At 71.6% G+C, this 12,125-nt stretch carries 9 protein-coding genes; 1 reads left to right on the top strand and 8 read right to left on the bottom strand.

Annotated features, from left to right (window positions below; all coding sequences use genetic code 11):
• Nucleotides 1–17 precede the first annotated feature (17 nt).
• The 5 genes from AB0K60_RS13220 to AB0K60_RS13200 form a co-directional block, all read right to left on the bottom strand.
• Nucleotides 18–2,258: a DNA/RNA non-specific endonuclease gene (locus tag AB0K60_RS13220; RefSeq protein WP_364052712.1), complete on the bottom strand. Its 2,241-nt coding sequence runs from the start codon at nucleotides 2,256–2,258 to the stop codon at nucleotides 18–20.
• A 181-nt stretch (nucleotides 2,259–2,439) separates the two neighbouring features.
• Nucleotides 2,440–2,694 carry a hypothetical protein gene (locus tag AB0K60_RS13215; protein WP_364052709.1) on the bottom strand — a complete coding sequence of 85 codons (255 nt, stop codon included), beginning with the start codon at nucleotides 2,692–2,694 and terminating at the stop codon, nucleotides 2,440–2,442.
• Between the two features lie 25 nt (nucleotides 2,695–2,719).
• On the bottom strand, nucleotides 2,720–4,045 hold the full coding sequence (locus tag AB0K60_RS13210) for a S8 family serine peptidase (RefSeq protein WP_364052706.1): 1,326 nt from the start codon (nucleotides 4,043–4,045) through the stop codon (nucleotides 2,720–2,722).
• A gap of 30 nt (nucleotides 4,046–4,075) precedes the next feature.
• Nucleotides 4,076–4,471 (bottom strand): hypothetical protein, encoded by a 396-nt coding sequence (locus AB0K60_RS13205; RefSeq protein WP_364052703.1) that lies wholly within the window; start codon nucleotides 4,469–4,471, stop codon nucleotides 4,076–4,078.
• Nucleotides 4,472–4,740: 269 nt separating this feature from the next.
• Nucleotides 4,741–6,402, bottom strand: a complete 1,662-nt coding sequence (locus AB0K60_RS13200) for a long-chain fatty acid--CoA ligase (protein WP_364052700.1) — start codon at nucleotides 6,400–6,402, stop codon at nucleotides 4,741–4,743.
• A 600-nt stretch (nucleotides 6,403–7,002) separates the two neighbouring features.
• Between AB0K60_RS13200 and AB0K60_RS13195 the strand changes: the two genes are divergently transcribed.
• Entirely contained in the window at nucleotides 7,003–8,913 is a 1,911-nt protein-coding gene (locus tag AB0K60_RS13195) for a helix-turn-helix domain-containing protein (RefSeq protein WP_364052697.1), read from the top strand.
• 96 nt (nucleotides 8,914–9,009) lie between these two features.
• Here AB0K60_RS13195 and AB0K60_RS13190 read toward each other — a convergent pair whose 3' ends face one another.
• The 3 genes from AB0K60_RS13190 to AB0K60_RS13180 are packed head-to-tail and all read right to left on the bottom strand — an operon-like array spanning nucleotide 9,010 to nucleotide 12,125.
• Entirely contained in the window at nucleotides 9,010–10,017 is a 1,008-nt protein-coding gene (locus AB0K60_RS13190; RefSeq protein ID WP_364052694.1) for a branched-chain amino acid ABC transporter permease, read from the bottom strand.
• Nucleotides 10,014–10,877 (bottom strand): branched-chain amino acid ABC transporter permease, encoded by an 864-nt coding sequence (locus AB0K60_RS13185; RefSeq protein WP_364052691.1) that lies wholly within the window; start codon nucleotides 10,875–10,877, stop codon nucleotides 10,014–10,016. The genes AB0K60_RS13190 and AB0K60_RS13185 overlap by 4 nt, the downstream gene beginning before the upstream one ends.
• Nucleotides 10,878–10,886: 9 nt before the next feature.
• Nucleotides 10,887–12,125 carry an ABC transporter substrate-binding protein gene (locus AB0K60_RS13180; protein ID WP_364052688.1) on the bottom strand — a complete coding sequence of 413 codons (1,239 nt, stop codon included), beginning with the start codon at nucleotides 12,123–12,125 and terminating at the stop codon, nucleotides 10,887–10,889.

Raw genomic sequence — 12,125 nt, 5'->3', positions numbered from 1 at the left:
CCGGGGCGTCGTGCTGGTCAGAGCACCAGGTCTTCGGGGCGGGAGACCTCGCGGGGCCGTGGCGCGAACTCGACCCGCTCAAGCGGATCGGCCGCGATGTGCGGGTCGAGGCGCAGGCCGGTGAGGGCCGCGATGCTCCGCACGGGGACCTGGAAGGTCCGGTAGGCGCCGTAGGAGAAGCCCTCCCGGGTGGGCAGCTCGGCGATGAGGGCGGCCTGGCTGAGCAGGTAGCCGGTCACCGACAGGACGCCGGAGTCCTTCACCATCGCGATGACCTTCCAGAACTGGCGCGGCAGCGCGACGCCGCGGTAGGCGTCGTCGTCGGCCGCGAGGACGGGTCCGGTGAACACGCTGACGGCCAGGTCGTGGTTGTCGGCGTTGTTCAGCACGTAGTCCTCAAGGCCGAGCCAGAGCGTGTCGCCGGCGTTGAAGGCGTGGTGCTGCGGCGAGCAGTTGGTGAAGTGGAAGGTGTCGTCGTTGGCCGCCAAGGCCTGGACGGGGGTGGTGCCCCAGGCCGGGTCGAGGCGGCGCACCAGGTGGCCGCGGTCCAGATCGTTGTCGGCGTACACGGCCGGGCCGGTCTGCTCCTCGGCCGGCAGCCGGGGGTCGAAGATCCAGCGGTCGTTTCCGCGCCGCGGACGCTGGGAGCGTTTGCCGTCGATGTTGCAGGCGGTGAACATCGCCAGCCGCCGGCGGCGGTGCATGACGATGCTGAAGTGGTGATATCGCAGCTCGGGGGAGGCGAGCGCGGTCAGCTTGGGGGAGGGGACGGGCATCGGCAGCGGGTGGGCCAGGAACGCGGGGTCGTAGCCGCCGCGGCCGCCGTAGTCGGGGTCGATCGCCGTCGCCTCGCCCAGCGCCGTCGGCGCGGGGCCCGCCGCGACGGCCGCGCCTGTTTCCGCGAGCCGGACCGTGATCTGCAGCGGGATCGAGATCGTGACCTCGCCGCCGCCCGCCGGTGAAGGGGCCGCCGTGGTGGGAGGCGCCGCTGCGGGAGCAGCGCCGATGGTGGGAGCGGGCGGGGCGGGCATGCCGTCGTGAGCCGTCGGCGGGGCGCCGAGCACGGTGGCGGCCACGTTCGGTACGGCGGCCACATTAGGTACGGCCACATTAGGTACGGCCACATTAGGTACGGCCACATTAGGTACGGCCACATTAGGTACGGCCACATTAGGTACGGCCACGTTCGGGACGGTCGCCATGTTCGGTACGGTGGCCGCGCTCGGCGGTACGGCGGGCACGTTCGGTACGGCGGGCGTGCCGTCGGCGGCCACGGGCGGGACGAGCGTCGCCTTTTCGGTGGCGAAGAGCTGGTCGGCGAGCGCACGCTGGGGCGGTGGCAGGGACGCCTGGCGTACGAACTGGCATATCCGGCTGATCCGGATCCCCTCGTTGACGAATTTGCCGAAGCTGGTCTCGCCGCCGTTCATCGGCACGCTCGCGTGATGCAGCGCGACGACCTCCCACTGGTCGTTGAAGACCGGAGAGCCGGATGATCCCGGTTCGGTGTCGGCCACGTAGTGCAGGAAACGCTCGGGGATGTCGACGACCCGGTTCTCGCGGAGCGCCACCTGCTTCTTCTCGCCGCGCGGGTGCTGCACGATCGTGACGAACTCCCCGACGATCACCTTTCCCTCGTCCTCGATCAGCCGGTTGAAGCCGAACGGCGCCAGCTCGGCGGCCGGGGCGCGGACCGCCACCAGCGCGAAGTCCAGCTCGGCGTCGGAGAGGAAGAACCGGTCCGGGTCGAGCGGGAAGGGGATGGGCGGCAGCGGGCTGCCGTCGAGTCCGTCCTGGAAGTTGAATTCGATCAGGCTGTGGCGGGCCGTCTCGGCGTCGGGCAGCACGTGGCGGTTGGTGAGCAGCAGCACGGGCGACACCAGCGATCCGGTGCCGTAGCCGAGCAACCGCCCGCGCTCGGCGCGGATGTTCACGCGCCCCACGCCGCGCGCCGCGGCGACCCCCGCGTCCAGATAGCGGACGCCCACGAAGTCCGCGGTACCGATGATCTTCTCCAGGTCCGCGTCCGTACGCGGTGCGCCGCGATCCAGCAGGGTGCCGTCGCCGTAGAACCGGCGGAGGCGGTCGACGCGCCTGTCGATGTGCTCAGGAGAGTTGGCCTGGACCATGCCGCCGGGCGCGGCGAGCACGGACTCGTGATCGTGTCGCTCGGCGGAGCGCTGCGTCACCCGCTGGGAGGCCGCCTCGTGCTGCTGCCTCTGCTGCCGTCTGATGGGCTCCATTACGTCGATGTCCATTTTGGTTTCCTTCTCGTGGTCGTCTTTCTCGTCGTCGTCTTTCTCGGCGTCATATCGAAACGCCGCCGGCTCCCTGGGACTCCCAGAGAGCCGGCGGCGTTCTGGTGAACGGTGGACGGGCGGGTCGCCTCGGCCCTGATCCGAACAGAGCGATCCAGTGGGCCCGATCCAGTGGACGTGGTCATTGGATCTCTGATTCCGGCGGAGGCAGGCGGATCGTCCGTTCCGGCTCCACGGCCACCACCCCGTCGATCGCGCTGATCGCGGCGATGGCGGCGTCGGTGTCGTCGCCGGTGATCCGGCCGCTGACGACGCCGATGGCCGGGGAGCGGTCGTCCACGGTGACACCCGCCTGGCGGACCGCCTGGACGACGCTGTCGAAGCGGCCGGTGTCCACCACGATGTTGACCCGGACCTCCGGTGTCTTCTCGTTCATCGTCCTGCTCGCGGGCACGCCGCGCTCACGGCGCCTGAACCAGGCCCGCGCCCACCTCGGTGGCCGCGAGCGGCAGCCGCTGGGCCTGGGTGAACAGCAGAACCTTCAGCTCCGCGGGCGTCGCGTTCGGGTGTGCCTCGGCCAGCAGCGCGAGCACCCCGCTCACATGCGGCGTGGCCATGCTCGTCCCCGACAGCCGCCGGTATCCGGTCGGCTCGGGATAGGACGAGAGCACGTTCACGCCGGGACCGGCGATGTCCACCTGCCCGCCGTCCGGATTGAGTCCCGAACAGGAGAACGGGGCCACGGTGAGGTTCGGGGTGAGCGCCCCGACCGCCATGATCGACGGGCAGTTGGCCGGGTGTGAGACCGGCACCGTGCCCGGCGCCTGGCGGTGGTTGCCCGCGGCCGCCACGATGAGCGTGCCGGCGGCCAGGGCCCGCTGGGCCACGGCCTCGTACACCCGCGAGTAGGTGTCGCCGACCCGCGAGGGCGAGCCCAGGGACATCGAGATGACCCGGCACCCCTCGGAGATGGCCCAGGCGATGCCGGCCAGGATGCTGCGGTCGCCGCCGCTGCCGGCGTTGGACAGCACCTTGCCCACGTGCACGTGCGCCTCCGTGGCGACGCCGTAGCGCGGCAGCGTGTGCGGGCTCTTGGGCCCGCACGCGGTGCCGATGCAGTGGGTGCCGTGCCCGTTGCCGTCCTCCACGCTCTCGCCCGGGATGAACGACGCCATCTTCATCGGGCGCCCGACGAAGTCGCGGTGCGTTGCGTTCATGCCGGTGTCGAGCACCGCCACGCGCACGCCACGGCCGGTGTACGCGGACTCGGTCGCCCGCGTCGCCTGCAGTCCCCAGGCGGCGCGTGTCTCCTCGAAGGTACGGGCCAGGGTGGCGGTCCGAGCGGCGCCGCCGGACCCCTTGGCGAGGGCCTCTTCGACGGCGGTGTTGACGCCGTCGCGGAAGCCGTACACGTAGTCCAGCGACGGGCCCTCGGTGAAGGCGTACAGGACGCGTTCCGGTTCCACCGCGTACACCTGAGGCGCGTCCGCGGCGGCCTGCATCATCGCCTCCTGCTGGTCGGGGTCCACGGTCACGATCGCGACCCCGAGCTCATCGAGGATCACGGCCCCGCTCTCGGCGAGGATCTCGGATATGTGCTCGCGCTCCTGCGGATGGATGTGCGTCGCCTCGGCCACCCCCGCACGTGACGTGAGCGCGGACATGCCCGCTCCGGCGTCGCGCGGGTCGAGAAGCACCAGATGCGCGCCGGTGTACTGCGCGGGCTGCGCGTTCACGCCGGCGTCGGCCCGCATCACTCCGCCGTTGCCACTGGGATCCATCGTCATGTGCTGCTCCTCTCACATGTCCGATGGGCGTCACGGGTTGACGATGAAGTAGTCGATGACGCACCCGATAGGCGTCTGCCAGTCGATGAAGATGCGGACGTCGACGTGTCCGGCCACTGGCGCGATGTTGTAGACCAGGTAACGCGCGTTGCCGAGGAACTTCCCCCCGTCCGAGGTCGGGCCTTCGGCCGCCGAGGCGAAGACGCGCGTGTTGGGCCCGACGGCGGTGGTGTTGAGCCTGAGGTCCCACCATCCCCTGCGCATGCCCCAGTTGTGCCGGTAGGTGAATCCGGTGCCGCGCAGGTCCTGCACGTTGAGGCTCGCGGGTTTCTGCGCGCCCATGAACTGGGTGGCCGAGGGATCGAGGTCCGCCTGGAGGTGATCAACCTCGACCAGGGTGGTGGGCCTGTCAGCAGTCGTGGTCATGGGAAACTCCCGTGTCTGAGATCTGTCTGTCACTTGCACGCTCCGCCCGCACCCGCGGGACGACCGCGCCGGACGCGCTGACGAGAAAGGAATGTGAAGCGTGACCGCGGCGGGTGATATCGAGCCCGCCGATGGCGGACGGGTCATGCTCCTCGTGGCGTACCACGCACCACCTTGAACAATCGGGATGAAAGGGGTGTTTGGTGCCTTTTGGGTTAAAAAAGAAGAGAGTTCCCTGTGTATGATCCACAGCAAAGAGTGACGGACGCCTATCCCCGCCGGTTCTGGGAGGGGCCGGTCCCCTCGGGTCCCCGGCGGGCCGCGAACCGCTCTCTGAGGGCCACCTTGGAGACCTTTCCGGTCGCGGTCCTGGGGATCTCGGACAGGATCTCGACGCGCTCCGGGATCCACCAGGAGGCGACGCGGCCGGTCAGATGGGCGCGCAGGGCCGCCTCGTCGAGGTCGCGGCCGGGCGCGAGGACGAGGCAGGCGAGCGGGCGCTCGCCCCACCGGTCGTCGTCGACGGCGATGACCGCCGCCTCCACGACGTCGGGATGGGCCATGATCGCGTTTTCCAGCTCGACCGAGGAGATCCATTCGCCGCCGGACTTCACCAGGTCCTTGGTGCGATCGACGATGCGGACGTATCCGTACCGGTCGATGGTCGCGACGTCGCCGGTGCGCAGCCAGCCGTCCTCGGTGAACTTCTCCGTGCCGGGGTCGGCGCCGAAGTAGCCCGCCGCGACGGTGGGCCCGGCCACCTGAAGCTCGCCGGGCGTCTCGCCGTCGTGCTCGACCGGGTCGCCGGCGTCGTCCATCAGCCTCAGCTCGGTGAGCGGGATCGGTGGGCCGGGCGTGCCGAGCACCGCGGCCTGGGCGTCGGGGTGGAGCCCGTCGTGTACGGTCGCCAGCCGGGAGCAGGCGACCAGCGGGCTGGTCTCGGTCATGCCCCAGGAACTCGTCAGCCGTACGCCCGTGCCCTCGTACCAGGCCCGCGCCAGCGCGTCCGGCAGCGGGCTGCCGCCGCACACGACCATGCGCAGCGACGACAGATCGACCTCGCCGAGCAGCGGGAGGAGGCTGCGCCAGATCGCCGGAACCCCGGCCGTGAAGGTCACCCGGTGCCGGGCCATGCGGTGGGCGAGCGCGGCCGGGCTCATCGCCGGGCCGGGCAGGACCAGGTCGGAACCGGCGAGCATCGCGGCGTACGGCAGGCCCCACGCGTTGACGTGGAACATCGGCACGATCGGCATCACGACGTCGCGCTCGCTGATGGCGAAGTTGTCCGTGCCGAGCAGCAGCAGCGCGTGCAGCACGATCGAGCGGTGGCTGTAGAGCACGCCCTTGGGCCGGCCGGTCGTGCCCGAGGTGTAGCACAGGCTCGCGGCGTCGTTCTCCTCGACCGCGACCGGCTGCGCCTCGCCGCCGGCCTGGGCGAGCAGGGCCTCGTAGTCGACGACGCGCGGGTCGTCGGGCACCTTCTCCGCGCCGCCGTCGTCCATCGCGATCACGTGGCGCACCGTGGGGGTTCGGCCCGCCGCCGGGTCCAGCAGCGGCCACACGACCGGGAGCAGGGAGCGGTCGACGAACACCACGTCGTCGGCGGCGTCGCCGATGATGTAGGCGAGGTCGTCGGGGAAGAGGCGGTGGTTGAGGGTGTGCAGGACCCGGCCGCTCACCGGCACCGCCAGGTACAGCTCAACGTGTCGCTGGGAGTTCCAGCCGAACGTGCCCACCCGGGCGTGACGCGGCACGTCGAGCAGGTCGAGCGCGGCGGCGAGCCGGCGGGCGCGTACGACGACGTCCCGCCAGGTCGCGGTGACCTCGCCGTTCGCCGTGGCGGTGACGACCCGCTTGTGGGCGAACAACCGCTCGGCCCGGCGCATGAGGATCGAGACGTCGAGGGGCCGGTCCTGCATCAGGCCGCGCATGAGACCTCCAGCACTGCGACAGGTACGTGGTCAGGTATGTGGAGTGGGGTACGGGGACGGCACGTGGCGGGAGTGGACGGGCGGGTGGGCGAAACGGCCTCGCGTCCGTCCGACGGCGTCGGCGTCGTTGCCGCCCGCTCCCCAGCGGGACGTCGTGATGCGTCCGGGGCGGGGCCACGAGGTTTCGGCTCCGGCGTCCCATTCGCTGATTATGCGCTTATTCAGTCGGCGTCGTCACCGGGGAATGATCGCCGGATTTTGTGATCGCCGGGCCGCGGGCGACACACGCACCGACACGCACCGCCCCGGACGCCGTCGCCGCGGCCGCCGGGGCGGGTGAGACCGCGGGCCGTGCCCGGACGCCTCCTCCTCGGTTCGGCTAGACGGTTGACAAGTGATCGTTCACATCTGACTATGCGCTTAGTAAGATCGTCGGACTCGACGGACCCCTGCACGCTGAGCGGCTGGAGGCTCCATTGCACGCCCTGACGCAGGATCTGACCCCGTGATGACGCGACGCTCACGCGCCCTGCAGCGCCTTCCTCGCCTTCCTCGCCCTCCACGTCCCCGGCGCGGGGCGGCCGTACCGGGACGGCGCCGATGACCATGCCATCGACCCGCGTGTCGTGCGCCGTCTTCCTCGACCTGCTGGCCCGAGAGGCCGCGCCCGTCGAGTTCGAGGAGCCGGTGATGTCGGCCCGCGCGGCGGGCGCGCCCCCCGAGGAGCTGGCGGAGCTGGAGCGGGCGAAGCGGGCGGCGCTGCGCGTGCACGCCGACCTGCGGCGGCAGGCCCGCCGCGAGGCCGAGCTGACCGCGCTGCTCGACCTCGCCGGCGACCTGGCCGGGCTCCGCGACCTCGACCCGATCCTGGAGGCGATCGTGCGCCGCGCCCGGCGGCTGCTCAACGCCGACGTCGCGTACGTGACGCTGAACGACGACGAGCACGGCGAGACCCGGATGCGGATGACCGACGGGTCGATCTCGGCGGCCTTCCGGCGGCTGCGGATCCCGCTGGGCGACGGGCTGGGCGGCCTGGTGGCGCAGACGGGGATGCCGTACAGCAGCGACCGCTATCTGACCGACCCGCAGTTCCGGCACCGTGCCCGCATCGACGAGGCGGTGGCCGAAGAGGCGCTGGTGGCGATCCTGGGCGTGCCGATGCGGGTGGGCACCCGGGTGATCGGCGTGCTGTACGCGGCCAACCGCACCGAGCGGGCGTTCTCCCCGGAGCAGGCGGTGCTGCTCGGCTCGCTGGCGGCGCACGCGGCCCTGGCCGTCGACAACGCGCGCCGGCTGGCGCGGACGCGTACGGCGCTGGCGGAGCTCAACGCCGCCAACGAGCGGGTCCGGGCGCAGAACGCGGCCATCCTGCGTGCCGCCCAGGCGCACGACCGGATGACCGCCCTGGTCGTGCGGGGCGGCGGCGCCGAGGACGTGGCCGCCGTGGTCACCGAGGTGCTCGGCGGAACGCTCCACGTGCTGGACGCGGGCGGCCGCTGCCTGGCCGCGTCCGGCGAGGCGGTGCCGCTCGCGGAGGACGAGATCTCCGGGGTCCTGGAGATCGCGGGCGCCATCGACTCGCGGGGCGGCACGCTCCGCCGCGGCGACCTGTGGATCACGTCGGTCTCGACCCCCGACGAGGTGCTCGGCGCGCTGGTGCTGCGCGGCGAGGCCGAGCTCGGCGACCTCGACCGGCGCATCCTGGAGCGCGCCGCGCTCGTCACCGCGCTGCTGATGCTGCTGCGCTCCAGCGCGGTCGAGGCCGAGGCGCGGTTCCGCGGCGAGCTGCTGGACGACCTGCTGGACGGCCGGGCGGACGGGTCCGCGTCGCTGCAGGCCCGGATCGGCCGGGTGGGCCTGGAGGCGGACGTCCCGTACGTCGTGCTGTCGGCGCACTGCGTCTCGCCCAGGCATCGCGGGCGGGCCGGGTTCTGGGCGGCCTCGTACGCGGCGGCGGCGCACGGCCTGGCGGCGGTTCGCGATTCGGAGGTCGTCCTGCTGCTGCCGGGGGACCGGCCCGGCGAGACCGCGCGCCAGGTGGCCAAGGAGATGGGCGGGTCGCTGGGGGCGCCCGTGACCGTCGGCGGCGCCGGGCCGGTCCGCGATCTCGCCGGGGTGCCCGCCGCGTACCGGGAGGCCCGGTCCTGCGCGGACGCGCTGCTCGCCCTCGACCGGCTGGACGACGGCGCCGACGCACGCGAGCTCGGCTTCGTCGGCCTGCTGATCGGCACGAACCGCGACGCCCGCGGGTTCCTGGAGTCGACGCTGGGCCCGGTGCTCGACTACGACGCCAAGCGGGGCACGTCCCTGGTCAGGACGCTGGACACCTACTTCAGCACCGGATGCGGGCTGGCCAAGACGGCCGAGCGCATGCACATCCACCTCAACACCGTCCACCAGCGGCTGCACCGCGTGGAGCGCCTGCTGGGGGAGGACTGGCAGGAGCCCGAGCGCGCCCTGGAGATCCAGCTCGCCCTTCGCCTGCACCGGCTGCGCGCCCCGCAGCGGTGAGCGCGGGCCCGCGCCGATGCCCGCCCGGCGGCGGGCGGGCGGGCCACGGGTAGGTCGCGGGCTGGCTGTGGGCAGGTCGTAGGTAGGTCGCGGTCGTCAGGTCGGGGTGTCGACGCGGCTTCTCGGCTCCGGGCGCTCCGCCGCCGGGCGGACGGCCGCGCGCCGGGCGACCGCCAGGTGGCGGGCCGTGCCCCAGATGCCGCGGCGGAACAGCAGCACGATCACGATGAAGAGCGTGCCCGTGACGATCCCGATCCCCTCGAACCCGGCGGTCGCCAGGAAGTCCTGGAGCTGGACGACCAGGGCGGCGCCGACGGCCCCGCCCCACAACGTGCCGATGCCGCCGAGGACGACCATCATCACGACCTGACCCGAGGTGGTCCAGTAGAGCCCGTCGAGCGAGGCGAAGCCGTGCCCGATGGCGAAGACGCCCCCGGCCGTCCCCGACAGCGCGGCCGACAGGACGAAGGCGAGCAGCCGGTAGCGCTCGACGGGGTAGCCGAGCGCACGCGCCCGGGCCGGATTGTCCCGGATGGACACCAGCACCTGCCCGAACGGCGAGTGCACGATCCGCCAGGCGGCCAGCAGCCCGGCCAGCACGAACGGCAGGCCCGCGTAGTAGAAGAAGAACGGATCCGACAAATCGAGGCCGAACAGTTCGCGGGGGATGCCCTGCAGGCCGTTCTCCCCGCCCGTGACCTCCCGCCACTGGTTGGCCACGAAGTACACCATCTGGGCGAAGGCCAGGGTGACCATGGCGAAGTAGATGCCGGTCAGCCGTACCGAAAGGAAGCCGATCGGCAGCGCCAGCAGGGCCGCGAAGGCCGTACCGCCGAGGACCGCGACCGGGAACGGCAGCCCGGCGTGCACCGCGAGCAGGCCGGTGCAGTACGCCGAGCCGCCCCAGAACGCGGCGTGCCCGAACGACAGCAGCCCGGTGAAGCCGAGCAGCAGGTCGAGCGCCGCGGCGAACAACGCCCAGCAGGCGATGTCCAGCGCCACCGGCGGGTAGATCAGCCAGGGCAGCACGAGGGCGGCGACGAGCCCGGCCGCCAGAAGCACGACCCCGCCCCGGCCCGAACGCCCCAGCCTGGACACAATCACCGGAACGCCTCCTCACGTCCGAACAGCCCGGCCGGACGCCACAGCAGCACGGCGGCCATCAGGATGAACACCAGGGTCTGGGAGAGCGCGGGCAGGTACAGGTTGCCCAGCGCCGACACCAGCCCGACGGCGAACCCGGCGGCGACCGAGCCGAACACCGAGCCGAGCCCCCCGATCACCACCACGGCGAAGACCGTGATGATCAGATCGGCGCCCATCAGCGGGTTGACCGCGCGCATCGGCGCGGCCAGCACCCCGGCGAACGCGGCCAGCGCGATCCCGAACCCGAACACCGGGGTCACCCAGCGGCCGACGTCGATGCCGAGCGCCCGGGTCAGCTCGGGCCGCTCGGTCGCGGCCCGGACGATCATCCCCACCCGGGTACGGGTGAGGACCAGCCACACCGCGCCGCACATCAGCGCCGACACCGCCAGCACGAACACCTGGTACGCCGGGTAGGTGAACAACCCCAGGTCCACGGTGCCGGCCAGCTCCGGCGGCCGGGGGTACGGCTGCGAGTTCACCCCGTACCGGAGTTTCATCACATCCTGCAGGATCAGCGCCACCCCGAAGGTGAACAGGAAGTTGTAGAGCGGGTCGAGCGGGGCCAGCCGCCGGATGAACAGCCGCTCCAGTACGGCCCCGGCCACGCCGAGCAGCGGCGGGACCAGCGCCAGGGCCACCCAGAAGTTCAGGCCGAACGAGTCCAGCGCGATGAACGCCCCGAACGCGCCGAGCATGTAGAACGCGCCGTGCGCGAGGTTGACCACGCCGAGCATGCCGAAGATGACCGCCAGGCCGAGGGCGAGCAGGGCGTAGAACGCCCCGCTCACCAGCCCGTTGAACGCCTGCTGGAGCACGCCCGCCGCCTACGGCCTGCACGCCGGGTCGGGCTGCGGCTGGAACGCCTGCGCGGCCGGGATGGTCTTGACGACCTCCTCGTAGTCCCACGGCTCCTTGACCTCGCCGGACGGCTTGACCCGCGCCAGGTAGGCGTCGTGCAGCAGCAGATGGTCCTGGGCGCGGATGGTGCCGTTGCGTACGAACATGTCCTCGACCGTGCGCCCCTCCAGCTGCTTGACCACCTGGTCGGCGTCGTCGGTGCCGGCGCGCTGCACGGCCTCCAGGTACTGCAGGGCGGCCGAGTAGTTGGCGGCCATGTTGGACGTGGGACGCTTGCCCAGCTTGGCCTGCATGCGGTCGGCCCAGGCCCGGGTCTTGTCGTCGAAGGTCCAGACCCACATCGTCGTGTAGCGGGTCCCGGCCAGGGCGTCCGAGCCGAGCGAGTGGATGTCGCTGAGCGCGAGCAGCCCGAGCGCGAGATCGATGCCCTTGTCGCGCAGCTTGTACTCGTTGTACTGCTTCACCAGGTTGACGAGGTCACCGCCGGCGTGCATGGTGCCGAGCACCTGCGGCTTGGGATCGAGGGTGGGCGCCTTGAGCAGGAACGTGGAGAAGTTGTCGTTGGGGAACGGCGTCGGGTCGGACGCGACCACGGTGCCGCCCGCGCCCTTGATCGCCGCGCTGAACGTCCTGGTCATGTCCTGCCCGAACGCGTAGTCCGGGTAGACGATGTACCAGCTCTTCGCGCCGGCCGCGGTCACCTCGCTGCCGGTGCCGTTGGCGAGCATGTAGCTGTTGTAGCCGTAGTGGAAGGTGTACTTGTTGCACGCCTTGCCCTCCAGCTCGGTGGTCGCGGCGCCGACGTCGATGAACACCTTCTTCTTGTTCTTGGCGACGGTGGCGACGGCGAGCGCGGCCGACGAGGTGGGCACGTCCAGGATCACGTCGGCGTGCTGGCGGTCGTAGAGCTCCTGCGCCTTGGAGCTGGCGATCTCCGGCTTGTTCTGGTGGTCGGCGGACACCACCTCGATCTTCTTGGCGACCGCCTTGTCCCCATATTTGGCCCGATAGTCGTCCACCGCCAGTTTGACGGCGTCGACCGTGCTGCGGCCCGAGGTGTCGGCGTAGATGCCCGACTGGTCGTTCAGCACGGCGAGCGTCACCCCGCCGTCGCTGATCCGCCCGCCGCCGCCCGGCCCGCCGCCGCACGCGGCCAGCAGCAGCGCCGTGACGAGCAGCCCGCCGCTCCGGCTCGTGATTCTCAT

The organism is Thermopolyspora sp. NPDC052614, from assembly GCF_040678635.1.
Classification (GTDB): domain Bacteria; phylum Actinomycetota; class Actinomycetes; order Streptosporangiales; family Streptosporangiaceae; genus Thermopolyspora.
This window is presented reverse-complemented; position numbering and strand designations above follow the sequence as displayed.

Coding starts and splice junctions, on each gene's coding strand:
- AB0K60_RS13180 (WP_364052688.1), bottom strand. CDS start 12,125: ATGAGAATCACGAGCCGGAGCGGCGGGCTGCTCGTCACGGCGCTGCTG.
- AB0K60_RS13195 (WP_364052697.1), top strand. CDS start 7,003: ATGACCATGCCATCGACCCGCGTGTCGTGCGCCGTCTTCCTCGACCTG.
- AB0K60_RS13205 (WP_364052703.1), bottom strand. CDS start 4,471: ATGACCACGACTGCTGACAGGCCCACCACCCTGGTCGAGGTTGATCAC.
- AB0K60_RS13210 (WP_364052706.1), bottom strand. CDS start 4,045: ATGACGATGGATCCCAGTGGCAACGGCGGAGTGATGCGGGCCGACGCC.
- AB0K60_RS13200 (WP_364052700.1), bottom strand. CDS start 6,402: ATGCGCGGCCTGATGCAGGACCGGCCCCTCGACGTCTCGATCCTCATG.
- AB0K60_RS13215 (WP_364052709.1), bottom strand. CDS start 2,694: ATGAACGAGAAGACACCGGAGGTCCGGGTCAACATCGTGGTGGACACC.
- AB0K60_RS13220 (WP_364052712.1), bottom strand. CDS start 2,258: ATGGACATCGACGTAATGGAGCCCATCAGACGGCAGCAGAGGCAGCAG.